This window comes from Nocardioides pakistanensis (assembly GCF_054781215.1).
Genome location: NZ_BAAGUV010000004.1, coordinates 38988 through 64703, shown reverse-complemented (window position 1 = coordinate 64703; position 25716 = coordinate 38988). Strand labels below are relative to the sequence as shown.

The 25716-nt window shown below is 70.0% G+C and carries 23 protein-coding genes, 2 tRNA genes and 1 pseudogene; 17 read left to right on the top strand and 9 right to left on the bottom strand.

Annotation, left to right across the window (positions count from 1 at the left end):
• The first annotated feature begins 4 nt into the window (after positions 1 to 4).
• The 3 genes from trxB (at position 5) to ACYVIH_RS01730 (ending at position 2741) form a co-directional block, all read left to right on the top strand.
• On the top strand, positions 5 to 1015 hold the full coding sequence (gene trxB, locus ACYVIH_RS01740) for a thioredoxin-disulfide reductase (RefSeq protein ID WP_460865268.1): 1011 nt from the start codon (positions 5 to 7) through the stop codon (positions 1013 to 1015).
• A gap of 75 nt (positions 1016 to 1090) precedes the next feature.
• Positions 1091 to 1417 carry a thioredoxin gene (gene trxA, locus ACYVIH_RS01735; protein ID WP_460865265.1) on the top strand — a complete coding sequence of 109 codons (327 nt, stop codon included), beginning with the start codon at positions 1091 to 1093 and terminating at the stop codon, positions 1415 to 1417.
• A gap of 106 nt (positions 1418 to 1523) precedes the next feature.
• Positions 1524 to 2741 (top strand): N-acetylmuramoyl-L-alanine amidase, encoded by a 1218-nt coding sequence (locus ACYVIH_RS01730; protein WP_460865260.1) that lies wholly within the window; start codon positions 1524 to 1526, stop codon positions 2739 to 2741.
• Here ACYVIH_RS01730 and ACYVIH_RS01725 read toward each other — a convergent pair.
• Positions 2738 to 3409 carry a GNAT family N-acetyltransferase gene (locus tag ACYVIH_RS01725; protein WP_460865257.1) on the bottom strand — a complete coding sequence of 224 codons (672 nt, stop codon included), beginning with the start codon at positions 3407 to 3409 and terminating at the stop codon, positions 2738 to 2740. The two genes, ACYVIH_RS01730 and ACYVIH_RS01725, sit on opposite strands and share 4 nt — an antisense overlap.
• Positions 3410 to 3477: 68 nt before the next feature.
• Here ACYVIH_RS01725 and ACYVIH_RS01720 point away from each other — a divergent pair, with 68 nt between their 5' ends.
• From ACYVIH_RS01720 to ACYVIH_RS01710, 3 genes are read left to right on the top strand one after another with little or no spacing between them, the layout of a single operon-like run.
• A complete protein-coding gene (locus ACYVIH_RS01720; protein ID WP_460865255.1) occupies positions 3478 to 4878 on the top strand; it encodes an aminotransferase-like domain-containing protein in 1401 nt (466 codons plus the stop codon).
• Positions 4879 to 4891: 13 nt separating this feature from the next.
• Positions 4892 to 5857, top strand: a complete 966-nt coding sequence (locus ACYVIH_RS01715) for a D-alanine--D-alanine ligase family protein (protein WP_460865253.1) — start codon at positions 4892 to 4894, stop codon at positions 5855 to 5857.
• Between the two features lie 15 nt (positions 5858 to 5872).
• The gene (locus ACYVIH_RS01710) at positions 5873 to 6649 is read left to right on the top strand and encodes a lysophospholipid acyltransferase family protein (protein ID WP_460865250.1); all 777 of its coding nucleotides are present in this window, start codon (positions 5873 to 5875) and stop codon (positions 6647 to 6649) included.
• Between the two features lie 316 nt (positions 6650 to 6965).
• On the opposite strand, the gene ACYVIH_RS01705 is transcribed toward ACYVIH_RS01710, so the two are convergent.
• From ACYVIH_RS01705 to rpmH, 8 genes are all read right to left on the bottom strand, one after another.
• On the bottom strand, positions 6966 to 8003 hold the full coding sequence (locus ACYVIH_RS01705; RefSeq protein WP_460865248.1) for a ParB/RepB/Spo0J family partition protein: 1038 nt from the start codon (positions 8001 to 8003) through the stop codon (positions 6966 to 6968).
• Positions 8000 to 8869 carry a ParA family protein gene (locus ACYVIH_RS01700; protein ID WP_460865729.1) on the bottom strand — a complete coding sequence of 290 codons (870 nt, stop codon included), beginning with the start codon at positions 8867 to 8869 and terminating at the stop codon, positions 8000 to 8002. The genes ACYVIH_RS01705 and ACYVIH_RS01700 overlap by 4 nt, the downstream gene beginning before the upstream one ends.
• A gap of 467 nt (positions 8870 to 9336) precedes the next feature.
• On the bottom strand, positions 9337 to 10014 hold the full coding sequence (rsmG, locus tag ACYVIH_RS01695) for a 16S rRNA (guanine(527)-N(7))-methyltransferase RsmG (protein ID WP_460865245.1): 678 nt from the start codon (positions 10012 to 10014) through the stop codon (positions 9337 to 9339).
• 81 nt (positions 10015 to 10095) lie between these two features.
• Positions 10096 to 10551, bottom strand: a complete 456-nt coding sequence (locus ACYVIH_RS01690; RefSeq protein ID WP_460865726.1) for a Jag family protein — start codon at positions 10549 to 10551, stop codon at positions 10096 to 10098.
• A gap of 101 nt (positions 10552 to 10652) precedes the next feature.
• Positions 10653 to 11687, bottom strand: coding sequence for a membrane protein insertase YidC (gene yidC / locus ACYVIH_RS01685; protein WP_460865243.1), 1035 nt, complete (start codon positions 11685 to 11687; stop codon positions 10653 to 10655).
• Positions 11688 to 11695: 8 nt separating this feature from the next.
• Positions 11696 to 11947 (bottom strand): membrane protein insertion efficiency factor YidD, encoded by a 252-nt coding sequence (gene yidD / locus ACYVIH_RS01680; RefSeq protein ID WP_460865240.1) that lies wholly within the window; start codon positions 11945 to 11947, stop codon positions 11696 to 11698.
• 4 nt (positions 11948 to 11951) lie between these two features.
• Positions 11952 to 12350 carry a ribonuclease P protein component gene (rnpA, locus tag ACYVIH_RS01675; RefSeq protein WP_460865238.1) on the bottom strand — a complete coding sequence of 133 codons (399 nt, stop codon included), beginning with the start codon at positions 12348 to 12350 and terminating at the stop codon, positions 11952 to 11954.
• A gap of 48 nt (positions 12351 to 12398) precedes the next feature.
• Complete coding sequence (rpmH, locus tag ACYVIH_RS01670) at positions 12399 to 12536, bottom strand: 50S ribosomal protein L34 (protein ID WP_460865236.1); 138 nt, start codon at positions 12534 to 12536, stop codon at positions 12399 to 12401.
• 701 nt (positions 12537 to 13237) lie between these two features.
• On the opposite strand from rpmH, the gene dnaA reads away from it, so the two are divergent.
• The 11 genes and pseudogenes from dnaA to ACYVIH_RS01615 all read left to right on the top strand — a co-directional run bounded on the left by dnaA (position 13238) and on the right by ACYVIH_RS01615 (position 25696).
• The gene (gene dnaA, locus ACYVIH_RS01665; RefSeq protein WP_460865724.1) at positions 13238 to 14758 is read left to right on the top strand and encodes a chromosomal replication initiator protein DnaA; all 1521 of its coding nucleotides are present in this window, start codon (positions 13238 to 13240) and stop codon (positions 14756 to 14758) included.
• A 429-nt stretch (positions 14759 to 15187) separates the two neighbouring features.
• Positions 15188 to 16336, top strand: a complete 1149-nt coding sequence (gene dnaN, locus ACYVIH_RS01660; protein ID WP_460865235.1) for a DNA polymerase III subunit beta — start codon at positions 15188 to 15190, stop codon at positions 16334 to 16336.
• A 79-nt stretch (positions 16337 to 16415) separates the two neighbouring features.
• Positions 16416 to 17435 (top strand): annotated as a pseudogene (gnd, locus tag ACYVIH_RS01655) (phosphogluconate dehydrogenase (NAD(+)-dependent, decarboxylating)); the annotation flags it as partial.
• A 6-nt stretch (positions 17436 to 17441) separates the two neighbouring features.
• Positions 17442 to 18611: a DNA replication/repair protein RecF gene (recF, locus tag ACYVIH_RS01650; protein WP_460865233.1), complete on the top strand. Its 1170-nt coding sequence runs from the start codon at positions 17442 to 17444 to the stop codon at positions 18609 to 18611.
• Positions 18601 to 19242 (top strand): DciA family protein, encoded by a 642-nt coding sequence (locus ACYVIH_RS01645; protein WP_460865231.1) that lies wholly within the window; start codon positions 18601 to 18603, stop codon positions 19240 to 19242. The genes recF and ACYVIH_RS01645 overlap by 11 nt, the downstream gene beginning before the upstream one ends.
• Positions 19243 to 19559: 317 nt before the next feature.
• Positions 19560 to 21674 carry a DNA topoisomerase (ATP-hydrolyzing) subunit B gene (gene gyrB, locus ACYVIH_RS01640; RefSeq protein ID WP_460865229.1) on the top strand — a complete coding sequence of 705 codons (2115 nt, stop codon included), beginning with the start codon at positions 19560 to 19562 and terminating at the stop codon, positions 21672 to 21674.
• Positions 21675 to 21950: 276 nt separating this feature from the next.
• Complete coding sequence (gene gyrA, locus ACYVIH_RS01635; protein WP_460865227.1) at positions 21951 to 24659, top strand: DNA gyrase subunit A; 2709 nt, start codon at positions 21951 to 21953, stop codon at positions 24657 to 24659.
• Positions 24659 to 25258, top strand: coding sequence for a DUF3566 domain-containing protein (locus ACYVIH_RS01630; RefSeq protein ID WP_460865224.1), 600 nt, complete (start codon positions 24659 to 24661; stop codon positions 25256 to 25258). The genes gyrA and ACYVIH_RS01630 overlap by 1 nt, the downstream gene beginning before the upstream one ends.
• Before the next feature lie 105 nt (positions 25259 to 25363).
• Positions 25364 to 25440: transfer RNA gene (locus ACYVIH_RS01625), tRNA-Ile, on the top strand.
• Positions 25441 to 25470: 30 nt separating this feature from the next.
• The gene (locus ACYVIH_RS01620) at positions 25471 to 25596 is read left to right on the top strand and encodes a DLW-39 family protein (RefSeq protein ID WP_460865221.1); all 126 of its coding nucleotides are present in this window, start codon (positions 25471 to 25473) and stop codon (positions 25594 to 25596) included.
• Between the two features lie 24 nt (positions 25597 to 25620).
• Positions 25621 to 25696 (top strand) — tRNA-Ala (locus ACYVIH_RS01615).
• The last annotated feature ends 20 nt before the right edge of the window (positions 25697 to 25716 follow it).

The following is a 25716-nucleotide window of genomic DNA, read 5'->3' as shown; positions in this document are numbered from 1 at the left end:
TCACATGGCGGACCAGGACGTACGCAACGTCATCATCGTCGGATCCGGCCCGGCCGGGTACACCGCAGCTGTCTACGCAGCCCGCGCCAACCTCACGCCGTTGGTGTTCGAGGGTTCCGTGACGGCCGGTGGTGCCCTGATGAACACCACCGAGGTGGAGAACTTCCCCGGCTTCCGCGAGGGCATCATGGGCCCTGAGCTCATGGACAACATGCGCGCGCAGGCCGAGCGCTTCGGCGCCGAGCTGGTCACCGACGACGCGACCGCTGTGGACCTGACCGGCCCGATCAAGGTCGTCACCGACGGTGCAGGCAACCAGCACCGTGCGCACGCGGTGATCCTGGCCACCGGGTCCGGCTACCGCAAGCTCGGACTGGAGAACGAGGAGCGGCTGTCGGGACACGGTGTCTCCTGGTGCGCCACCTGCGACGGGTTCTTCTTCCGCGACCAGCACATCGCCGTCGTCGGTGGTGGTGACTCCGCGATCGAGGAGGCCACCTTCCTGACCCGGTTCGCCTCCAAGGTGACCCTGATCCACCGCCGTGACGAGCTGCGCGCCTCCAAGATCATGCAGGACCGTGCGTTCGCCGACCCCAAGCTCGAGTTCGCCTGGAACTCCGCGGTCAAGACCATCCACGGTGACGACAAGCTCACCGGCGTGACGCTGGTCGACACCGTGACCGGCGAGGAGCGCGAGCTCGACGTGACCGGCCTGTTCATCGCGATCGGTCACGACCCCCGCTCGGAGCTGCTCAAGGACCAGGTCCGGCTCGACGAGGAGGGCTACGTGCTCGTGGACCACCCCTCGACGAAGACCAACCTTCCCGGCGTCTTCGCCTGCGGCGACCTGGTCGACCACAATTACCGGCAGGCGATCACCGCCGCCGGCACCGGCTGCGCCGCGGCCCTCGACGCCGAGCGCTACCTCGCCGACCTCGAGCACGCCGCCAAGACCGACTCGCCGCAGGTCGCCGCGGAGATGCTCACCGAGCAGGTCCAGTCCGCGGGCCTGTGAGCCCTCGGGGCATGTTTGTCGGTGCCCCGTTGTTTACTGCACACTGAAACCCATCGTTGAGCAAAGGAGCCCCCTGTGGGTGACATTCCCGCTGTGACCGACGCCGACTTCGAGACCGAGGTCCTCAAGGCCGACAAGCCCGTGCTGGTGGACTTCTGGGCCGAGTGGTGCGGTCCGTGCCGCCAGGTCTCCCCGATCCTCGAGGAGATCAACGCCGAGCACGGTGACAAGCTGATGTTCCGCAAGCTGAACGTCGACGAGAACCCTGTCACCCCCTCGACCTACCGTGTCACGGGCATCCCGACGCTGAACGTCTACAAGAACGGCGAGCTCGTCAAGCAGATCGTGGGCGCCAAGCCGAAGGCCGCGCTGCTCAACGACCTGAGCGAGTTCATCGCCTGAGTCGCGGTCCCTGGCTGAGGGATCACGACTGGAGGAGAGAGGGCCGGCTGTCCTCCCAAGGGCCGGCCCTCTCTTCCTGTCTCGGAAGCCAACGAAGAGGGGTGCGATGAGCCCGTCCCCGGAGACCCCCGGACCCCCGACCGGTCGGCACCAGCGGCTGTTCCGGATCGGTGACGCCGGTACGGCGGTCGCGGAGATCCGCACGTTGCTGAGCATGATCGGACTGCTGGGCGACGGCGAGGGCGACGCCTCGCCGCAGGAGGACGCAGCGTCCACGTTCGACGCCGCCACCGACCGGGCGGTGCGGGCGTTCCAGCAGCACCGCGGCCTCAGCGTCGACGGCATCGTCGGCCCGGAGACCTACCGCGCCCTCGACGAGGCCCGGTGGCGGCTCGGCGACCGCCTGCTGACCCACGTCCCCGGGAGTCCCCTGACCGGCGACGACGTCCTCACCCTGCAGCAGCGGCTGCTCGACCTCGGCTTCCACGTCGGCCGCGCCGACGGCATCTTCGGGCACCAGACCGAGCAGGGCGTCCGCGACTTCCAGCGCAACATCGGTGTCCCGGCCGACGGCACCTGCGGGCCCGCGACCCTCAAGGCGCTGGCCCGGCTCGCCCCCCGGGTCCAGGGCGGCCGGCCCAACGCGCTGCGCACCGAGGAGCAGATCCGCCTCGCCGGCCCGGGCCTGCCCGGCAAGGTGGTGATCATCGACGCGGCGGAGACCCGGCTCGCCGACCCCGAGCTCGCCGCCCGGGCCACCGAGATCAGCGAAGACCTCGCCCGCCGGGTCGAGGGCCGGCTGGCCGCCACCGGGGTCCAGGCCTTCCTGACCCACCAGGCCGGCACCGACCCGGCGCCGAGCGAGGCCGAGCGCGCCGAGTTCGCCAACCGCACCGGAGCCAACCTCTGCGTCTCCCTCCACGTCGACGCGTCCTCGCACCCCGAGGCCAGCGGGGTCTCGAGCTACTACTACGGCCTGGACGCCCGCGGGGTGCGCTCCAGCGGCGGCGAGCGCTTCGCCAGCCTCGTCCAGCGTGAGATCGTGGCCCGCACCGGCCTGGTCGACCTCCGCACGCACGCCAAGACCTGGGACCTGCTGCGCCGCACCCGGATGCCGGCGGTCCGCATCGACGTCGGCTATATCACCAACGCCGGCGACGCAGCCCGACTGGCCGACCCGGCGTTCCGCGACGTGCTCGCCGAAGCGGTCGTGGTCGCCGTGCAGCGGGTCTACCTCTCCCCCGAGACCGACACCAAGACCGGCGTGCTTCGGTTCTCCGAGCTGCGTCGCGCCCTGCGCGAGGAGCCGGGGCCGCCGGGCTAGCGCTCGGCGCGCTCCGCACCGCGGTCGGCCGCCGGAGCCGGCACCGGACGCGGACGCACCACGTCGAGCAGCTTCTCGAGCGCCTGCTCGAGCTCCTCCCGCCAGGTCAGCACCGACCGCATCTCCATCCGCAGCCGGGGGTACCGGGCGTGCTGCCGGTGCGTCTTGAAGCCCACGCGCAGCCAGAAGTCCGCGGGCACCACACAGCCCGGGAGACCGCCGAGCGCTCCGGGCCGGCGGTCACCGAAGACCTCGAGCGCCCGGATCCCACCGCGGCTCAGCACGTCCTTCACGACCGCCTGGACCAGCATCCGACCCAGGCCACCGCCGGCGTACTCCGGGAGCACGACCAGCGACGCGAGCAGGACGGCGTCCTCGCTCACGGGCGCGGTCGGGAACGACTCCGCTCCCGGCACGAACCCGGCCGGCGCGTAGATCGCGTAGCCCGCCGGCTGGTCGTCGACGTACAGCACCCGGCCGCACGAGCCCCATTCGAGGAGCACCGAGGAGACCCACGACTCCTTCTCCAAGGCGGCCTCGCCGGCTTCCGTGGCCCGCACGCGGCGCACCGGGTCGAGCTCCCAGAACGCGCATCCGCGGCAGGCGAGGGGCAGGTCGTCGAGGTTGTCGAGCGTGAGCCTGGTGATGCGACGCGAGCTCGATCCCATGTCGTGACCCCCCTCGAGCCAAGGCTGGGTTGATGATCCATCCTAGTAGTTCACCGACGGGAGCAAGGATGTCTCAGAACGGTCCAGGAGAACAGCGGCCCAGCGACGGACCGACCAGCGACGGACGGACCGGCGACGGACGGGCCGGCGACGGACGGGCCGGCGAGGTGCGCCGCAGCGCGACGCGGCTCGACAGCTACGTGGACCGCTACGCCGCTCGCACGCAGGGCATGACCGCCTCCGAGATCCGCGCCCTGTTCGCCGTCGCCAGCCGCCCCGAGGTGGTCTCCCTCGCCGGCGGGATGCCGAACATCTCCGGGCTCCCTCTCGACGTGGTCGGCGGGGCGATCAGCGACCTCGTGCGCGACCACGGCACGGTGGCGATGCAGTACGGGTCCGGCCAAGGTGACCCGACCCTGCGCGAGCAGATCTGCGACGTGATGCGTCTCGAGGGCATCGAGGCTCATCCCGACGACGTGGTCGTCACCGTCGGCTCGCAGCAGGCGGTCGACCTGGTCACGCGGATCTTCTGCGACCCCGGTGACGTGGTGATCTGCGAGGCCCCGTCGTACGTCGGAGCGCTGGGCGTCTTCAAGTCCTACCAGTGCGAGGTCGTCCATGCCGAGATGGACGAGCACGGTCTGGTGCCGGAGGCGCTGAGGCAGGCCATCGCCGCGACCAAGGCGGCCGGCAAGCGGATCAAGTTCCTCTACACGATCCCCAACTACCACAACCCCGCCGGCGTCTCGCTGGCCCCCGAACGCCGTCCCGAGATCCTGGAGATCTGCCGCGAGGCCGACATCTTGATCCTCGAGGACAACCCCTACGGTCTGCTCGGTTTCGACGACCAGCCACACCGGGCGCTGCGGGCCGACGAGGCGGAGGGCGTGATCTACCTCGGGTCGTTCTCCAAGACCTTCGCCCCCGGCTTCCGGGTCGGTTGGGCGCTCGCCCCGCACGCGGTGCGCGAGAAGCTGGTGCTGGCCCAGGAGTCGGCCACGCTGTGCCCCCCGTCGTTCTCCCAGATGGCGGTCTCGGCGTACCTGGCCGAGCACGACTGGCGCGGCCAGGTCAAGGAGTTCCGGGAGATGTACCGGGAACGGCGCGACGCGATGATCTCCGCCCTGGAGGACCTGATGCCGGCCGCGGCACGCTGGAACGTCCCCGACGGGGGGTTCTACGTCTGGCTGACCCTGCCGCAGGGCCTCGATGCCAAGGCGATGCTGCCGCGCGCGGTGACCGCCCGGGTCGCCTACGTGCCCGGGACGGCGTTCTTCGCCGACGGCTTCGGCGCCCAGAGCATGCGGCTGTCGTACTGCTATCCGACCCCGGAGCGGATCCGGGAGGGCGTGCGCCGCCTCGTGGGCGTGATCGAGGAGGAGATGGAGCTGCGCGAGACCTTCGGCACCGCCGAGCTGCACTCGACCCTCCGCCGCGGCTACGAAGCCCCCAACACCGACCTCACCTGAGCAGGAGCCTGACGTGAACGAAGCAGTCGAGGGCCGGATCGTGGTGCTCGCCGGCGGCCTGTCCCACGAGCGCGACGTCTCCCTGCGGTCCGGACGTAGGGTCGCCGAGGCGCTGCGCGACACCGGGGTCGAGGTGGAGGAGCGCGACGTCGACGCGGGCCTCCTGCCCGCGATCCTGGCCGAGCCACCCGCCTGCGTGGTGCCTCTGCTGCACGGTGAGACCGGTGAGGACGGGGCCCTCCGCGAGGTGCTCGAGCTCGTCGGGGTGCCGTACGTCGGCTCAGGGCCGGCCGCCTGTCGCGCCGCGTTCGACAAGCCGGTCGCGAAGGCCGCGGTCGCCCGGCACGGCCTGCACACCCCGCCCGGCGTCGCACTTCCGCACGAGACCTTCCGTGAGCTCGGCGCAACAGCGGTGATGGACGCTATCGTCGACCGGCTGGGGCTCCCGTTGATCGTCAAGCCCGCCAAGGGCGGCTCCGCCCTGGGCTGCACCGTGGTGCGGGATGCCGGCGACCTGCCCAGCGCGATGGTCAACGCCTTCGCCTACGGCGACACCGCGCTGGTGGAGGTGCTGATCGAGGGTCAGGAGGTCGCCGTACCCGTGGTCGACACCGGCGAGGGCCCCCGGGCGCTGCCGGTGGTGTCGATCCATCCCGACGGCGGCGTGTATGACTACACGGCCCGCTACACCGCCGGGAGCACGGAGTTCGTGGTGCCCGCCAAGCTGAGCGACGAGCTCGCCGCCGAGTGCGCGCGGGTCGCCGTCGCCGCGCACGAGGCGCTCGGGCTGCGCGACCTGTCCCGCTCGGACCTGATGATCGACGCCGAGGGGACAGTATGGTTCCTCGAGGTGAACGTCGCTCCGGGTCTCACCGAGACCTCGACGGTGCCACTGTCGGTGCAGTCCGCCGGGCTCGAGCTCGGTGGGCTCGTCGAGTCCCTGGTCCGCGTCGCCGTGGCGCGGTCCACCGATCGCTGAGCCGAGGAGCCTGCCGTGCGCGACATCACCTACCCCCCGGTCGTGCTGGCCGCCAAGACCGCCTTCAAGCTGCTGGGCCTGCGTTTCCAGCTGTCCGGCACCGAGCACATCCCCCGCTCCGGCCCTGCCCTGCTCGCGGTCAACCACGTGTCCTACCTGGACTTCATCTTCGCCGGGTTCGCCGCCCAGCCCGCCAAGCGGCTGGTGCGGTTCATGGCGAAGAAGGAGATCTTCGACCACGCCGTGGGCGGCCCGGTGATGCGGTCCCTGCACCACATCGAGGTCGACCGCGGCGAGGGGCTGGCGTCGTACCAGGAGGGACTGCGCTACCTGCGGATGGGCGAGATCGTCGGCATCTTCCCGGAGGCGACCATCTCGCGCAGCTTCGAGATCAAGGAGCTCAAGACGGGCGCGGTGCGGATGGCGGCCGAGGCCGGGGTTCCGCTGATCCCCGTCGTCGTCTGGGGAACGCAGCGGATGATGACCAAGGACCATCCGAAGGACTTCTCGCGCGGCAAGACGATCGCGATCAGCGTCGGCGAGCCGCTGCGTCCCTCGGGTGAGGATCCCGTCGCCGACACGGCGGAGCTCCGGCGCGCGATGAGCTCCCTGCTCGCCGACACGATCGACTCCTACCCTGCCCAGGAGCAGCCGCCAGGATCCTGGTGGTTGCCGGCCGCCCGAGGCGGGAGCGCCCCCACTCCGGAGCGGGCCGCCGAGCTCGACGCGGAGGAGAAGGAGCGTCGGGCCGCGAGGAAGGCCGAGCGCCGCGCCCAGCAGGATCGCCGCTGACCGAGCGCCGCGCTCGGCGCTCCGGTGGCACTTCCCCCCTGGGGTTGCACGCCCACGCGAAAGGCGCCGTGGGTCTTGGCACGCAGGGTGAGACTGGGCTACGCGAGCCTGCCTGGCGCCACATTGGCGGTCGCGGAGCGCGTCTGGGAGGCCCGCTGAGCCGCCGATGCCGCGGCCGGGGCTCCCCTTCGCGGATGAGCGGTCGCGCCTCGCGCTTCGGACCTCGCCGGATCCGCAGAGGGTTTCATGTGAAACATTCTGTTGCGATATTTGTCGACAAAGCGATTTGCATCTAAATCGTTAGATCGTCAAGTCGTTACGGTCGCTCGTTCGTCTCGCCCGAGCGCGGGTCGAGGATGTCGACGATCCGCTCGAGGTCGGGGATCGAGGCGAACTCGACGGTGATCTTGCCCTTGGTCTTGCCCAGGTCCACCTTGACTCGGGTCTCCAGCCGGTCGGAGAGCCGAGCAGCCAGGTCGTCGAGTGCGGGCGCGTGGGGTTTGCGTCGGCGCGGTTTCGGCTTCTCGTCCGAGCCGAGGTCGCCGACGGCGACGATCTCCTCCAGGCCCCGGACAGAGATGCCCTCGGAGATCACTCGGCCGGCGAGGCGGTCCTGGGTCTCCGGGTTCTCCACCGACAGCAGGGCACGGGCGTGGCCCGCCGACAGCACGCCGGCCGCAACCCGGCGTTGCACCGCCGGGGACAGCCGGAGAAGCCGGAGGGTGTTGCTGATCTGGGGACGGCTCCGCCCGATCCGCGACGCCAGCTCCTCGTGTGTGCAGCCGAAGTCGTCGAGCAGCTGCTGGTAGGCGGCCGCCTCCTCGAGCGGGTTGAGCTGGGATCGGTGCAGGTTCTCCAGGAGCGCGTCGCGGAGCATCGCGTCGTCGCTGGTGTCCCGGACGATCGCCGGGATCCTGCTCAGTCCCGCCTCCTGGGTGGCCCGCCACCGCCGCTCGCCCATGATCAGCTCGTAGCGGTCCTCACCGACCCGGCGCACCACCACGGGCTGGAGCAGTCCGACCTCCTTCACCGAGTGCACCAGCTCCGCGAGCGCCTCCTCCTCGAAGACCTGCCGCGGCTGACGTGGGTTCGGCGTGATCCGGGCGACCTCGAGCTCGGCGAAGTAGGCGCCCTCCACCGGGGCCAGACCTTCCGGCAGCCCTCGGCTGTCCTCGGCCGCGTCCGCGCCCGGCGATCCGGCTTCCGCGGCGACATCGCCGGGCGAGGTAACCGCCTGCCCGGCCGCGTCGTGACCCTCGCGAGCGCCGTGATCAGGCGCGGGCGGCGCCGTAGGGATCAAGGAGCCCAGTCCACGGCCGAGTCCGCGTCGCTGTCCCGGTCGCTGCTGTGTCATCGCTGTGCTCCTCTGAGTGCCATCTCCCGCGCCGCCTCCAGGTAGCTGAGTGCCCCTGGCGAGCCGGGGTCGTAGGTCATCACGGTCTGGCCGTAGCTCGGCGCTTCCGAGACACGCACCGACCGCGGGATCGCGGTCCGCAGCACCTGGTCTCCGAAGTGGCTGCGCACCTCGTCGGCGACGCCGGCGGCAAGCCGGGTCCGCGCGTCGTACATGGTCAGCAAGATCGTGCTCACCACGAGCTCGGGGTTGAGATGCGCCTTGACCATCTCCACCGTCTCCAGGAGCTGACCCAGACCCTCCAGCGCGTAGTACTCCGCCTGGATCGGGATCAGCATCTCGTCGCCGGCCACGAGTGCATTCAGCGTGAGCAGTCCGAGTGACGGTGGACAGTCGATCAACACGTAGTCCAGTCGGTCCTCGCCATCGGTGTTCACCAGGGGGTAGGCGTGGATCGCCTTCCGCAGCCGGCTCTCCCGGGCCACCATCGAGACCAGGTCGATCTCCGCGCCGGCCAGGTCGATCGTCGCCGGGACCACGAAGAGACCCGCGACCTCCGGGCTGGGCTGGACGATCTCCGCGAGGGGGACGCCGTCGACCAGCGCGTCGTAGGTCGACGGTGTGCCGCGGTGGTGCTCGATCGACAGCGCGGTGGACGCGTTGCCCTGAGGGTCGAGGTCGATCACCAGGACGCGCAGCCCGTGCTGGGCGAGGGCTGCGGCCATGTTGACCGTCGAGGTCGTCTTGCCCACGCCGCCCTTCTGGTTCGCCACCACCATGATCCTCGGACTCTCGGGACGTGGAAGCGGGTCGCTCAGCCGGCGACCCTGCTTCACCAGAAGCTGGTGCGCAACGGCCTTCGCCATGGGGGTGGAGTCGTCCGCAAGGGAGACGACTCCCTCCGCAACCTCGGCGGCGGTTCGGACCCCCGGAGTGCCGGGAGCCGGATAGGGGCCGAAACGGCTGGCGTCCATCGGCGGCTCGGTCACGCTGCTCTCCTCGGTCGTGCGACGCATGCTCTGCTCATCGGCCAGTCCTGTTTCACGTGAAACGGAGCGCCCAGGTGCAGAGTCGCCCTCAGCTTCGTGCGACATGGTTTCACGTGAAACGGGACGTCGCGAATCGGACAGATCTGGGTGTGGACGAGGCTGTGGATTGTGTGGGTAACTAGGCCTGCTGAGCGTGAAATCCGGGTCATGCTCGTCCACAGGCCAGCCCAGCCCGGCCGCGGATCGACGACGATCGAGAATGGGCCAGCCCAGGCCCGACGCGCACCCGCCACTCCCGGCCACCGAGCCGCGTTCTCTTCGGAACGGCACTGCCTCGGGAGTCATCAAAATCCTCTCCCCTTACGGCTTCGTGTCGGCCTACGTCGGCTGCCGTCCGTCGAGCTCCGCACTCCGGTCCCGAGAGTGGACGGCTTCCCGGCCCTGACCCGGACAACCACCGTGGGTGGGTCCACGATCTCCTCACCGTACTTCTCCACGCGAACGTCGCTGCCACCGACCCGCTTGAGAACCTTCTCCGCCTCCGCGATCTCGGCGTCGATCGTGGACCCCTTCATCGCCACCAGCTCGCCCCCTTCGCGGACGAGGGGCATGCACCAGCCCAGCAACCTGTCGAGCGGTGCCACCGCGCGAGCCGTCACCACGGTGAACTCGCGCCGGCCGTGCAGCTCCTCCGCTCGACCGCGGACCACCTCGACGTTGCCCAGCTCCAGGAGCTCGACGGCCTCCTGGAGGAACGTGGTCCGCCTCAGCAGCGGCTCGACCAACGTCACCTGCAGGTCGGGCCTGCTTAGCGCGAGGACCAGACCCGGCAGCCCGGCCCCGGACCCGACGTCGCACACGTCCACACCCTGCTCGATCGCCCGACCGAGGAGGGCACAGTTGACCAGGTGGCGCTCCCACAGGCGTGGCACCTCCCGCGGCCCGATCAGACCACGGAGGACGCCCTGGTCCGCGAGCAGCGACGCGTAGCGGGCGGCAGTCGGAAGGGTTTGCGCGAACACCCCCACCGCCGAGGGCGGTGGGGGTGTTTCACGTGAAACAGAGGTGTCTTCGTCACCCACGACAAGCTCCGCCGCGCCGGCTCACGCGGGCAGCACGACCACGTAGCGACGAGGCTCGACGCCCTCCGACTCCGACTTGAGCCCGGCGGCGGCCACGGCGTCGTGCACCACCTTGCGCTCGAACGGGGTCATCGGGTCAAGCTCGATGGCCTCGCCGGTCTCCTTCACCTCAGCCGCGGTCTCCGCAGCAAGCTGCTCGAGCTCGGCCCGCTTCCGAGCACGGTAGCCGCTGATGTCCAGCATCAGTCGCGAGCGCTCGCCGGTCTCCCGGTACACCGCGAGACGGGTGAGCTCCTGCAGAGCCTCGAGGACCTCGCCGTTGCGACCCACCAGCTGGCTGAGGTCGGCGCCGACGATCGACACGACCGCGCGGTCGCCCTCCACGTCCATGTCCAGGTCACCGTCGAGGTCTGCGATGTCGAGCAGCTCCTCGAGGTAGTCAGCGGCGATCTCACCCTCCTGCTCGAGCAGTTCGATCCGGCTCTTGCGGCCTTCGTCGTCGGCCGCATCCTGCTGAGGCGTCTGGTCGGTCACGGTTACTCCTTGCTCTGGGAAAGTCTCGGTGGCTCGGTGAGCGATCAGTTGGCGTCCGGCTCAGCCGAGCCGGGACCCTTCTGATCGGGGCCGGAGCCGGTGTCGCGCCGCGGCTGCCCGCCGGACTTCTTCTTGCGCTGGCTTCGCGGCTGCTTCTTCGGCTGCTGTCTCGCGGCCGGCCTGTGCTCGCCCCCCGGCGCCTCTTCCACCGCGGGCTGCTCCGGGGAGGCCTCGGGCAGCAGGCCCTTCCTGGCGGCCTTGTGGGCGTCGCGCGCCAGCTTCGCCTCGGCCGCCGGGGTGCCGGGCGCCGGGTTGTTCCGGATCACGTAGAACTGCTGGCCCATGGTCCACAGGTTCGACGTGGTCCAGTAGATCAGCACACCGATCGGGAACGCGATGCCGCCGACCGCGAAGACCACCGGCAGCACGTAGAGCAGCATCTTCTGCTGCTGCGCGTAAGGACCGCTCATCGCGTCGGCCGGCATGTTCTTGCTCATCAGCTGCCGCTGGGTGAGGAAGGTGGTCGCGGTCATCGCCAGCACCAGCGAGAGCGCCAGCACCCGGACGGTCATGTCGCCCTCGGCGGCCAGGAACGTGTTGGAGATCTTGGCCCCGAAGATCTCCGAGTTGCCGAACGAGGTGGCCTGCTCCGTGGTGAGCACGCCGCGGGTGTCTCCGTGCGCGGCGCGGTCGAGCAACCGGAACAGCGCGAGGAAGATCGGCATCTGCAGCAGGATCGGCAGGCACGAGGCGAACGGGTTGGTGCCCGTCTCCTTGTAGAGCGCCATCGTCTCCTGGGCGAGCCGCTCCCGGTCGTGGCCGTACTTCTTCTGCAGCTCCTTCACCTTCGGCTGGAGCAGCTGCATGTTGCGGCTCGACTTGATCTGCTTGACGAACAGCGGGATCAGCGCCGCCCTGATCACCAGGGTCAGACCGACGATGGACAACACCCAGGCCCAGCCCGAGTCATCCCCGAAGACGTTGCCGAACAGGCTGTGGAAACCGGTCAGGATCACCGAGGTGATCCAGTACAGCGGCGCCATGATGAAGCTGCCGATGTCGCCGAAGAAGTCGAACACTCAGGCTCCTAGAGTCTGTTCTGGTGGGAGTCGGGGGAGTCCTTGCCCGTGCCGGGCACCGGATCGTAGCCACCCGCGGCCCACGGGTGGCAGCTCGCCAACCGGCGCGCCGCCAGCCAGCTCCCGCGCACGCTGCCGTGCACGGTGACCGCTTCGAGCGCGTAGGCGGAGCACGTCGGGTGGTACCTGCACACCTGCCCGTAGAGCGGGCTGATCAAGAAGCGGTAGGCCCGCAGCAGAGCGATCAGGATGTGCTTCACGCCATCACGCCCGACTCGCGGGGACGCGCAACGTCCCCCGCCGGGTGTCGTCCGCGCGGGACTGCATCCGGCTCAGCGCGCGATCGAGCGCGGCGTCGAGGTCCGCTCCGAGCTCGGCGTACGACGCAGCGGCGGCCGGGGGGAGCGCACGAACCACGAGCACAGCAGAGCCCGGGAGCGAACCGATCCGCTCCCGGGTCAGGTGTCGAAGTTGCCGCTTCACGCGGTTTCGCGTCACGGCGGGGCCCACGGCCTTGCTCACCACGAAGCCAGCCTTCGGTCCTTGCGCACCCTCGAGGAGGTGCAGGTGGACGACGAGGGTCCGGGTCCCGGCCCGACGACCCCGGCGCACCGCCTCGGAGAACATCCCGCTCGCAGCGAGCCGGTTCTCCCGGGTCAGCACCGGGCCCCCGAAACGGGCGGCCGAGGAGTCAACGCACGCGAAGAGCGCTCAGGCGGCCAGACGGGTGCGGCCCTTGCGACGACGCGACGCCAAGATGGCGCGGCCGGCGCGGGTCCGCATCCGCAGACGGAAACCGTGCGTCTTGTGACGGCGGCGGTTGTTCGGCTGGAACGTACGCTTGCTCACGGGTGTGCTCTCCGGTGTCGGGGAAATGGAACGAGATCGATCTCGAACCGGGTCTGACGGCGGTGGGATGCATTGCCTGGTCGGCTGGCACCGCCCGTCCACGGGCACCTCGGCTGCTGCTGAGCGTCCATGGACATGCGGCACCGGTCGACTCCGGTTCGACCTCCCAACGGTACGCGGTGGCGCAGGACAGGGTCAAACCGAGCGCGGCGGAGGACCGGCCCCTCGGTCACCACCCGGTGACCCGCGGCCCGCCGCCCACGCTGCGCCCACCGTCGACCTCGGTCACCAGCCCTCCCCGGGCCTGTGGACAACCAGTTGATCCACAGGAGCCCGCCTTGTTAGCGTCATGGCCGTTCGCGACTCCCTGCGGTCAGCTTCCCCGAGACAGTCCCCGGTGCCCACGGCCTTCGGGTCCGACATCGGAAACCGGCTCTGACCTGCGCAGACGGTGTCGGGGAGGATCGATCCCGGGCCGGACCGGATGCCATTCCGGACCGGGACATCCCGCATACACATCCTGTGGACAAAGGTGTGGAACCCGGGGGTGACCAGATCCACGCCGAGCCGTTTGCCCGAAAACGGTCGGCTGTCCGCGGGCGCTGCATCATCCTTGGCCCAGGCGCCCGGGCCAGGCGGTACCCGCCCGTTTCGGGCCGGATGTGAACGGTGTGATTGGAGTGGGAGACCACGTGGACGACATGGTGAGCACGACCCCTGACCCCCCTCGTGGTGCGTCGGACCTGGCGACGGTGTGGGCCGCCCTGATCGAGGACCTGCCGCCCAACCAGCGGGCCTGGCTGACCGCGAGCCGACCGGTCACCGTCCACGAGAACACCGCGATCATCGCCGTCTCCGACGAGTTCACCCGCAACCAGCTCGAGGGGCGGCTGCGGACCCGCCTGGAGGACTCGCTCACCGAGGCCCTCGGCCAGCACGTGCGCATCGCGGTCACCGTCGACCCCGAGCTCGAGCCCACCCCCACCGGGCGGTTCACCCGCAGCGAGCCCGACGCCGACGAGGGCGACGCCCAGACGCCGTTCTCTCCGGGCTACGAGCGCGAGGAGCCGACTCCTGCAGGTACCTCGACGAATCAACAGATCGCTTTGTCGACAAATCCACTTGATGCCCCGAGCCCCATGGCCGGCCCTGCACCACGCTCCAGCGCGCCGGGCAACGTCCTCGAGACCCGGCTCAACCCCAAGTACATCTTCGAGAGCTTCGTGATCGGCTCGTCCAACCGGTTCGCCCACGCCGCGGCGGTCGCGGTGGCCGAGGCGCCGGGCAAGGCCTACAACCCGCTGCTGATCTACGGCGACTCCGGTCTGGGCAAGACCCACCTGCTGCACGCCATCGGCCACTACGTGCGCAGCCTCTTCAACGGCGCCCGGGTGCGGTACGTCTCCACCGAGGAGTTCACCAACGAGTTCATCAACGCGATCCGCGACGACAAGGCAGCCACCTTCCAGCGCCGCTACCGCGACGTCGACGTCCTCCTGATCGACGACATCCAGTTCCTCGAGGGCAAGATCCAGACCCAGGAGGAGTTCTTCCACACGTTCAACACGCTGCACAACGCCAACAAGCAGATCGTGATCACCTCCGACCGGGCACCCAAGCGCCTGGTCGCCCTCGAGGACCGGCTGCGCAACCGGTTCGAGTGGGGCCTGATCACCGACGTGCAGCCGCCGGACCTCGAGACCCGGATCGCGATCCTGCGCAAGAAGGCGGCCCTGGAGCGGATGACCGCCCCGCCGGACGTGCTCGAGTTCATCGCCAGCAAGATCCAGACCAACATCCGCGAGCTCGAGGGCGCCCTGATCCGGGTCACCGCCTTCGCCAGCCTCAACCGCCAGCCGGTCGACCTGACGCTCGCCGAGATCGTGCTCAAGGACCTGATCCCCGAGGGCGGCGAGCCGGAGATCACCGCGGCGCTGATCATCGCCCAGACCGCTGCCTACTTCGGGCTCTCGATCGACGACCTGTGCGGCTCCAGCCGCAGCCGGGTCCTGGTCACCGCCCGGCAGATCGCGATGTACCTGTGCCGTGAGCTCACCGACCTCTCGCTGCCGAAGATCGGCCAGCAGTTCGGCGGCCGTGACCACACCACGGTGATGCACGCGGACAAGAAGATCCGCCAGCTCCTCGCCGAGCGACGCAGCGTCTACAACCAGGTCACCGAGCTCACCAACCGGATCAAGCAGCAGGCCCGTCAGCCCTGACCGGCGTACCCCACAGCTGGGGAGGACCGTGTGGAACGACAAGCTCCGCATGCGGATCGGCTGTGGAGAAGATGTGATCCGCTGCGAACCACAGAACGCCGCCCACATCGGACGTGTAGTTTGCCCAGGGGCGGTCCACAGGGGTTGAGGACGACGAAACCGGCTCCGACCTGGGCAGATCCGGGTTCTCCACAGTTTCCACGGATGCTACGAACACGATGAGTCCCATGACATCTCCTCGACCCGGGAAACCCATGCGGCCCGATGCCTGGGGACGAACCACAAGTTCTCTGTCATTCGACCCTGCCTGCCCGGGTGTCGGTGCACCTTGATGAGATAGCGACTACACCTGCCGGGTGGGGCCTGGTCATGGCAGGATTCACTCCCGCACGGCGGCCCTACCCCTTGGACCCATGGAGGCGAACACACGTGAAGTTCCGCGTCGAGCGCGACGTCCTGGCCGACGCCGTCGCCTGGGCAGCTCGAAGCCTGCCGGTCCGCCCGAGCGTCCCGGTCCTCGCCGGCCTGCTGATCGAGACCGCGCCGGACGGTGACGGCCTGGTGCTCTCCACGTTCGACTACGAGACCTCGGCACGCGCCACGGTCCCGGCGGACGTCTCCGACGAGGGACGGGCGCTGGTGTCCGGCCGCCTGCTCGCCGACATCTGCCGCAGCCTCCCCAACAAGCCCGTCGAGATGAGCATCGACGGCGCCAAGGTCTCGCTGATCTGCGGCTCGGCCCGGTTCAGCCTGCAGACGATGCCGGTCGAGGAGTACCCCAGCCTGCCCGACATGCCGGCTGCAGCCGGCACCGTCGCCAGCGACGTGTTCGCGGCCGCAGTCAGCCAGGCCGTGGTGGCCGCCGGCCGCGACGACATGCTCCCGGTGCTGACCGGCGTCCGGATCGAGATCGAGGGCGACAGCATCTCGCTGCTGGCCACCGACCGGTTCCGGCTCTCCCACCGCGAGCTCTCCTGGGACCCGGCGACCCCGGACACCTCCGCGGCCGCCCTGGTGCCGGCCAAGGTCCTGGCCGACACGGCCAAGTCGCTGACCGCCGGCAACCAGGTCACCATCGCGCTGTCCAGTGGCGGCAGCGGCGAGGGCATCATCGGCTTCGAGGGCGCGGCCGGTGGCGGGGTGCGGCGTACGACGACGCGGCTGCTCGACGGCGAGTTCCCGAAGGTCCGCACGCTGTTCCCCAGCGAGCACCTCACGATCGCCCGCGTCGACAAGGCCTCACTGATCGAGTCGGTCAAGCGGGTCTCGCTGGTCGCCGAGCGCAACACCGCGGTGCAGCTCGCGTTCAGCGACGGCGTGCTCACCCTCGACGCGGGCAGCGGCGACGAGGCGCAGGCCTCGGAGTCGATCGAGGCTTCGGTCGAGGGCGAGGACATCACCACCGGCTTCAACCCGCAGTTCCTGCTCGACGGTCTCGGCGCGATCGAGGCGCCGATCGTGGAGCTCGCGTTCACCCAGGCCTCGAAGCCTGCGGTGATGGCCGGTGCAGGTTCGATGGACGCCGACGCCGACCTCGACTTCCGCTACCTGTTGATGCCGCGGCGCCTGCTCTCCTGAGTCGGAGCCGGCCGGGCACGCCCTCCGGACTCGGCCGGCAGGGTAGGCCCGCCCCCGCTGGGTAGCCTGGCGGGGACGGTCAGCACAGGTCTGCGAAGGGACGCACATGGAGCTCGGACTCATCGGCCTCGGCAAGATGGGCGGCAACATGCGGGAGCGACTGCGGCGTGCGGGGCACACCGTCGTCGGCTACGACCGCAACCCCGACGTCAGCGACGTCGAGAGCCTCGAGGAGCTCGTCAAGGCGTTGCCCTCCCCCAAGGTGGTCTGGGTCATGGTCCCGGCAGGAGAGCCGACCCGAGACACCGTCCGCAGCCTGGCCGACCTCCTCGGTCACGGTGACGTGGTCGTCGACGGCGGCAACTCCCGGTGGACCGACGACCTCGTCCACGCCGAGCTGCTCGCCGCCAGGGGAATCGGCTTCGTCGACTGCGGGGTCTCCGGCGGCGTCTGGGGCCTGGAGAACGGCTACGCGCTGATGGCGGGCGGTGACGCCGCGGACGTGGCGAAGGTGCAGCCCGCCTTCGACGCGCTCAAGCCCGAGGGTGAGTTCGGCTGGGTGCACGCCGGCAAGGTCGGCGCCGGGCACTTCTCGAAGATGGTCCACAACGGGATCGAGTACGCCATCATGCAGTCCTATGCCGAGGGCTGGGAGCTGCTGAACAAGGTCGACATGGTCGACAACGTCACGGAGGTGTTCCGCTCCTGGCGCGAGGGCACGGTGATCCGGTCCTGGCTGCTCGACCTGTTGGTCGCCGCCCTCGACGAGGACACCGACCTGGCTGGCATCCGCGGTTACGCCGAGGACTCAGGTGAGGGCCGCTGGACCGTCGAGGCGGCGATCGAGAACGCCGTACCGATGCCGGCGATCGCGGCCGCGTTGTTCGCCCGCTTCTCCTCCCGCCAGGACGACAGCCCGGCGATGAAGGCGGTGGCCGCGATGCGCAACCAGTTCGGTGGCCACGCCATGCACACCGAGGCGCCGCCGACCTCCGACGAGCGAGTGGACCGGGCGGCCGAGCCCACCCATGCGCCGGACCAGTCCGCCGAGTCCCGTGCCGCCGGCGCCGGCTCGGGCACCGAACCGTCGGAGAGCTAGCCCCCGGTGCACGTCGCTCACCTCTCCCTGCACGACTTCCGGTCCTACCCCGAGGTCGACGTCCCGCTCGGGCCGGGGGTCACGGCGTTCATCGGCCGCAACGGGCAGGGCAAGACCAACCTGGTCGAGGCGATCGACTACCTCGCCCGGCTGGGCTCACACCGCGTCTCGAGCGACGCGCCGCTGGTCCGCCACGGTGCCGACCAGGCCGTCGTGCGCGCCCTGGTCGTCCGCGACGAGCGGCAGGCGCTGCTCGAGGTCGAGATCAACCCGGGCCGGTCCAACCGGGCGCGGATCAACCGGTCGCCGCTCCCCCGCAGCCGCGAGCTGCTGGGGATGGTGCGCACCGTGCTGTTCTCCCCGGAGGACCTGGCCCTGGTCAAGGGCGACCCGTCGGACCGGCGCCGGTTCCTCGACGACCTGCTGGTCCTCCGCGCTCCCCGCTACGCCGGCGTGCGTGCGGACTACGACCGGGTGCTGCGACAGCGCAACTCACTGCTCAAGACGGCCGGCGCCGGTCGCCGCGGCGGGTCGGCGAGCAGCCGCGGCGAGTCCGCCCTGTCGACGCTCGCGGTGTGGGACACCCACCTGGCACGCACCGGAGCCGAGCTGCTCGCCGCCCGGTTGGCCCTGGTCGAGGACCTCCGGCCGCTGGTGGCCAAGGCCTACGAGGCGGTGGCCCGCGGCGCCACCCGGGACGACGCGACGATGGCCTACCGCTCGTCGTTCGAGCTGCCCGCCGAGCTCGGGGACTACGACGGCCGGCTGCCCGACCGCCAGCTGCTCGCCGACGTGATCCTCGCCGAGCTCGAGCGTCGCCGGGCCGACGAGCTCGACCGCGGGATCTCGCTGGTGGGACCCCACCGCGACGAGCTCGTGCTGTCCCTGGGCCCGCTGCCGGTCAAGGGGTATGCCAGCCACGGCGAGTCGTGGTCGTTCGCGCTGGCGTTGCGGCTGGCCTCCTACGACCTGCTGCGGGCCGGCGGCGACGACCCGATCCTGATCCTCGACGACGTCTTCGCCGAGCTCGACACCGAGCGGCGGCAGCGACTCGCGGAGATGGTCGCAGACGCGGAGCAGGTGCTGGTCACCGCGGCGGTCCCCGCCGACGTCCCCGAGGCACTGGCCGGCGCCCGGATCTCGGTCGGGGACGGGGCGGTGACCCGTGACGAGTAGCGACCCGGAGGTTCCGGACCGCCCCGAGGGCTCCGAGGAGACCGCGCCGCCGGCTCAGCCGGACCCCACGAGCCCGCGCTCGGCCCGGGTACCCGATCCGGCGGACGACGTCCCACGGCCGGAGGTGGACCACGACGAGACCGGCCTGGACCTGGCCCGGAGCATCGCGCGGTCGCTGGCCGGGAGCAAGCGCCCCGCCCGTCGTACCCCTCCCCGGCCCGGCAGCCGTCCACGCCGCACGGACGCGGCGGCGTCGGGCGCCTTTCCCGACGACCGCGACCCGCAGCTGCTCGACAGCACCATCGGCCGGCTGATCGCGGAGCAGGGCTGGGGCACCGATGTGCGCGTGCACGGGGTGTTCTCGCGGTGGGAGGCCCTGGTCGGTCGCGAGGTGGGGCTGCACTGCCGCCCGGAGTCGTACGCCGACGGCAAGCTCGTGGTCCGGACCGACTCCACGGCATGGGCAACCCAGATGCGCCTGCTGGCGGCCACGGTGGTCAAGCGCCTCAACGAGGAGCTCGGCGACGGCACGGTCACCGTGATCGACGTGCTCGGGCCGCACGGGCCCACCTGGCGCAAGGGGCCGCGGTCGGTGCGCGACGGCAGGGGACCCCGCGACACCTACGGCTGAGCCCGAGGACAACGCCGATCCTGAGGCCGCACAGGACGCCTCGAGGGCGGTCGGGCCGGTATGGGGACCCGGCGCCACCCCTCCGCGGCGCTCTCGACTGCCCTTCCGTGCCGCAAAACAGCACTCCTGCGTCCACCGACCCCGGTTTCCTGTGGACCGACACGTCGAAATCGGCGCGTCACGGGGTAGACTGGCGGTCGGGTCGAAGCCTGGTCTGGGCCGACCTTCGTCATGTCATCGCCGTCCGTGACCAGCCGCGCCGTGCCCCGGCCGACAGGTCGCGCCGCGGCCCTGTGGATCGAAGAGGACAGAACTCCGTGGCTCCTGAAGACAGCTCCACGCCGTCTGCTGACGCGGTCGCCGAGACCGCCGCCGCGCTCGCCCCGGAAGGGTCGGGTCACGCCGTCGAGGAGGGCAAGTACGACGCCTCGGCGATCCAGGTCCTCGAAGGCCTCGAGGCGGTTCGCAAGCGGCCGGGCATGTACATCGGCTCGACCGGTGAGCGCGGTCTGCACCACCTCGTGTGGGAGATCGTGGACAACTCGGTCGACGAGGCGCTGGCCGGCTACTGCGACCGGATCGTGGTGACCCTGCTCGACGACGGCGGGATCCGCGTCCAGGACAACGGTCGCGGCATCCCCACCGACACCGCGCCCGGGCAGGAGATGCCGGCGGTGACGATGGCGCTGACCATGCTGCACGCCGGCGGCAAGTTCGGCGGCGGTGGCTACAAGGTCTCCGGCGGTCTGCACGGCGTCGGCGTCTCGGTGGTCAACGCGCTGAGCAGCAAGCTCCAGGTCGACGTCCGCAACCGCGGTCACCACTGGCGGCAGACGTTCAGCCTCGGCGTGCCCGACGGCCCGCTCGAGCAGCTCGAGGCCACCGAGGAGACCGGCACGACGGTCACCTTCTGGGCCAGCCCCGACATCTTCGAGACCACGACCTACTCGCTGGAGACCATCACCCACCGCATCCGCGAGATGGCCTTCCTCAACCGCGGCCTGGAGATCGTCGTACGCGATGAGCGCGCGACTTCCGGCGCGATCGCCGAGGCCGTGGAGGACGGCACGGTGGCCCCCGAGATCGACCAGGCGACCGGCGACGCGATCCGCCAGGTCGACGGTGGCGTGCTCGAGCAGCGGTTCAAGTTCGAACGCGGCCTCGTCGACTACGTCGAGCACCTCAACCGCACCAAGCAGGCCGCGCACCCGAGCATCATCGACTTCGAGGCGCAGACCAACGAGAACGGCATGAGCGTCGAGATCGCCATGCAGTGGAACACCACCTTCACCGAGTCGGTGCACACCTTCGCCAACACGATCAACACGCACGAGGGCGGCACCCACGAGGAGGGCTTCCGCGCCGCGCTGACCACGCTCGTCAACAACTGGGGCGAGGAGTGGGGCCTGATCAAGAAGAAGGAGGACCGGGTCTCCGGCGACGACGTCCGCGAGGGCCTGACCGCGATCATCTCGATCAAGCTCGGCGAGCCGCAGTTCGAGGGTCAGACGAAGACCAAGCTCGGCAACACCGAGGCCAAGGGGTTCGTGCAGCGGGTGGTCAACGACCAGCTCGGCGAGTGGTTCGAGAAGAACCCCGGCGAGGGCAAGGACATCGTCCGCAAGGCGCAGGCCGCGGCGTCGGCGCGGATCGCGGCCCGCAAGGCGCGCGACCTGGCCCGCAGCCGCAAGGGTCTCCTCGGTGGCGGCGGCCTGCCCGGCAAGCTCGCCGACTGCCAGTCGACCAACCCCGAGGAGTGCGAGATCTTCGTCGTCGAGGGTGACTCCGCGGGTGGTTCGGCCAAGGGCGGCCGCGACCCGCGCACCCAGGCGATCCTGCCGATCCGCGGCAAGATCCTCAACGTGGAGAAGGCCCGCCTCGACAAGGTGCTGGCCAACAACGAGGTGCAGGCGATCATCTCCGCGCTCGGCACCGGCATCCATGAAGAGTTCGACATCGAGAAGCTGCGCTACCACAAGATCGTGATGATGGCCGACGCCGACGTCGACGGTCACCACATCCGCACGCTGCTGCTCACCCTGCTCTTCCGGTTCATGAAGCCCCTCATCGAGCACGGCTACGTGTACCTCGCCCAGCCGCCGCTGTACCGGATCAAGTGGAACAAGCCCCACGAGCACGAGTTCGTGTACTCCGACGCCGAGCGAGACGCCCTGATCAAGGCCGGGCTCGCGGAGGGCAAGAAGCTGCCGAAGGACAACTCGATCCAGCGCTACAAGGGTCTGGGCGAGATGAACCCCGACGAGCTGTGGGACACCACGCTCGACCCGGAGAACCGGCTGCTCCTCCAGGTCACGCTCGAGGACGCCGCGCAGGCCGACGAGATGTTCTCGGTGCTCATGGGCGAGGACGTCGAGCAGCGCCGCTCGTTCATCCAGCGCAACGCCAAGGACGTCCGGTTCCTTGACATCTAGACGCTGTTTCGCCGGGCGGTCTCCTGCCCGGCGTACCCGGGTCGCTGGGGCGGCGCGTCGGCCGGACGCTCACGCTGTGGTCGCCACTGCTGCGGCCGCCGCGGCCAAGCCCTCTGACGCTCCCCGGGCACGCCGGTCATCCGACCGCGGCACCACCACGACGTCCTCGCGGGCCTTCAGCGCTCCGACGCGCCGCCCAAGCGACCGGGGACGCCGTGCGGGAGAGCCGGCCCTGGTGACCACCAGCCGGCCGCACCACGATGAGAGAGATGACCAGTGACTGACAACACGATCGAAGGACCGGGCGGGCACGGCCCCGGCGGGCGGATCGAGCCCGTCGAGCTGCAGGTCGAGATGCAGCGCTCCTACATCGACTACGCGATGACGGTGATCGTGGGTCGCGCGCTGCCCGACGTCCGCGACGGCCTCAAGCCGGTGCACCGCCGGGTGCTCTACGCGATGTACGACGGCGGCTACCGCCCCGACCGCGGCTTCTCGAAGTGTGCTCGCGTGGTCGGCGAGGTGATGGGTCAGTACCACCCGCACGGTGACACCGCGATCTACGACACCCTGGTCCGCCTCGCCCAGCCGTGGGTGATGCGCGCCCCGCTGGTCGACAGCCAGGGCAACTTCGGCTCGCCGGGCAACGACCCGGCCGCGGCGATGCGCTACACCGAGTGCAAGATGGCGCCGCTGGCCATGGAGATGGTCCGCGACATCGACGAGGACACCGTCGACTTCACTCCGAACTACGACGGGCGCTCCCAGGAGCCGGTGATCCTGCCGGCGAGGTTCCCCAACCTGTTGGTCAACGGGTCGGCCGGCATCGCGGTCGGCATGGCCACGAACATCCCGCCGCACAACCTGCGCGAGATCAACGACGGGGTCCAGTGGGCGCTCCAGCACCCCGACGCCACGCGCGAGGAGCTGCTCGACGCGCTGCTCGAGCGGGTCCACGGCCCTGACTTCCCGATGGGCGCGTTGATCGTCGGCAAGCAGGGCATCGAGCAGATGTACCGCACCGGCCGGGGCTCGGTCACGATGCGTGCGGTCGTCGACATCGACGAGGACGCCAAGGGCCGCACGATCCTGTCGATCACCGAGCTGCCCTACCAGGTCAACCCCGACAACCTGGCGCTGAAGATCGCCGAGCTCGCCGACTCCGGCAAGGTGCAGGGCATCGCGGACGTCCGCGACGACTCCTCCTCGCGCACCGGTCAGCGGCTGGTGGTCGTGCTCAAGCGCGACGCCGTGGCGCGCGTCGTACTCAACAACCTCTACAAGCACACCGAGCTGCAGACCAACTTCGGCGCGAACATGCTCGCGCTCGTCGACGGAGTGCCGCGGACGCTGACCCTGGACCAGTTCATCTCGCACTGGATCACCCACCAGATCGAGGTCATCCAGCGCCGGACGAGGTACCGCCTCCGCAAGGCCGAGGAGGAGGCGCACATCCAGCGCGCGCTGGTGAAGGCGCTCGACGCGCTCGACGAGGTGATCGCGCTGATCCGCTCCTCCCAGACGGTGGAGGAGGCCCGCACCGGGCTGATGCAGCTGCTCGACATCGACGACACGCAGGCCCGCGCGATCCTCGACATGCAGTTGCGGAAGCTGGCCGCACTCGAGCGGCAGGCGATCATCGACAAGCTCGCCGAGCTCGAGCGCACCATCGCCGATCTCCAGGACATCCTCGCCAACGAGCCTCGCCAGCGGCAGATCGTCTCCGACGAGCTCACCGCGATCGTGGAGAAGTTCGGCAACGAGCGGCGCAGCCAGATCATCCCGGCCGACGGCGACCTGTCGATGGAGGACCTGATCCCCGACGAGGACCTCGTCGTGACCATCACCCGGGGTGGCTACGCCAAGCGCACGCGCGCCGACCTGTACCGGACCCAGAAGCGGGGCGGCAAGGGCGTGCGTGGCGCGGCGCTGAAGGGCGACGACGTCGTCGAGCACTTCATGGCGACCAGCAACCACAACTGGCTGCTGTTCTTCACCACCGCAGGCCGGGTCTACCGCACCAAGGCCTACAACCTTCCCGAGGCGAACCGCGACGCGAAGGGCGGCCACGTCGCCGGCCTGCTGTCGTTCCAGCCCGACGAGAAGATCGCGCAGGTGCTGGCGATCCGCGACTACGACCAGGCGCCGTACCTGGTGCTCGCGACCCGCAACGGCCTGGTGAAGAAGACCCCGCTGGCCGACTACAACAGCCCGCGCCAGGCCGGCGTGATCGCGATCAACTTCCGTGAGGACGGCGACGAGCTGATCGGCGCCGAGCTGGTCAGCTCCGACGACGACATCCTGCTCGTGTCGAAGAAGGGCCAGTCGATCCGGTTCCGCGCCGACGACAGCCAGCTCCGCCCGATGGGGCGCGCCACCTCAGGTGTGACCGGGATGAAGTTCCGCGAGGGTGACGAGCTGCTGTCGATGTCGGTGATCCGCGCCGAGCAGGTCGCGGCCGAGGAGGCCGCCGAGGGCACGGCCGGTGGCGCCGAGGCGTCGCCGGAGGTCAAGGAGCAGTACGTCTTCACGATGACCGACGGCGGCTACGCCAAGCGCACCAGGATCTCGGAGTACCGCCTGCAGTCGCGCGGTGGCCTCGGCATCAAGGCCATGCAGCAGAACGACGACCGCGGCAACCTCGTGGGTGCCTTCATCGTCGAGGAGGGCGACGAGGTCCTGTCGGTCACCTCCTCCGGCCAGGTGGTCCGCAGCCCGATCAACGACGAGCTGCGGCCCAAGGGCCGCTCGACGATGGGCGTGACCTTCGTCAAGCTCAAGGCGGGCGACTCGGTGAGCGTGGTGGCTCGCTCGGTGGAGCGGGCTGCCGAGATCGACGAGGCGGCAGCCGACGCCGAGGCCGAGGCGGTCGCTGACGCTGCTGACCAGGTCAGTGCCACAATCGAGGAGAACGGTGCCTCGGTACCGTCCGATGAGCACACCGAAGCAGATCCGACCGGCAATCCGCCGACCGAGGAGTCCTGATGGCCGACCGTCGTACCGACGACTCTCCGCTCGCGCCCCGGCGAAGCCTGGGCGGGGCCGGGCAGGCGGGACCGCAGAGCGCCCGCCGCCCGGTGACCGAGCGGATCGGGGAACGCGTGTCCGGAGCGGTGAGCTCTGCCACGGAGACCGTGCGCGGCGCCGCGGACAGTCGCCGCCCCGAGCCGGCGTCGCGTACGGCGGCCACGTCCTCGGGCAGGCCGCCCCGGACCCGCAAGGCCCGGCTCCGGATGACCCACCTGGACCCGTGGTCGGTGATGAAGACCTCGTTCCTGCTCTCGGTGGCCTTCGGCATCGTCACCGTGATCTCGGTGGCGGTCGTCTGGTCGGTGCTCGGCGCGGCCGGCGTGTGGGACTCCATCAACGCCACCGTGCAGGACGTCCTCGGTGGTGAGTCCGGGGAGGCCTTCGACGTGGAGAACTACGTCGGGACGAGCCGGGTGATGGGCTTCACGATGATCATCGCGGTCGTGGACGTCGTACTCATCACCGCGATCGCCACGCTCGGTGCGTTCCTCTACAACCTCTCGGCCACCTTGCTCGGCGGCCTCGAGGTGACCCTCGCCGAGGACGAGCACTGATCCAACCGGTCGCGGTGCCCAGAGCCGGTCGAGGGGTCGAGGCCCGGTTTGGGCGCCGACTCACCGATGGGGTAATCTTCCCCGGCGGCGCCAGCGGGCGCGCACGGGCCTATAGCTCAGACGGTTAGAGCGCTTCCCTGATAAGGAAGAGGTCACTGGTTCAAGTCCAGTTAGGCCCACCATCCCCATCGCGAACCACGAAGGGAACCGGAATGAAGAAGCTCGTTCTTCTCGCCCTGGCCGCCGCCGCGGCGGTGTTCGCGAGCAAGAAGGTCAAGGCCGGCCAGCAGGAGCAGGCACTGTGGGCCGAGGCCACCGACAGCGTGAAGAAGGCCTGACCTTCTTCCTCAGCCGCATCACGCGGGGCCATGGCGCAATTGGTAGCGCACCTGCTTTGCAAGCAGGGGGTTAGGGGTTCGAGTCCCCTTGGCTCCACCAGCTGCACCCCTTCTCCAGAC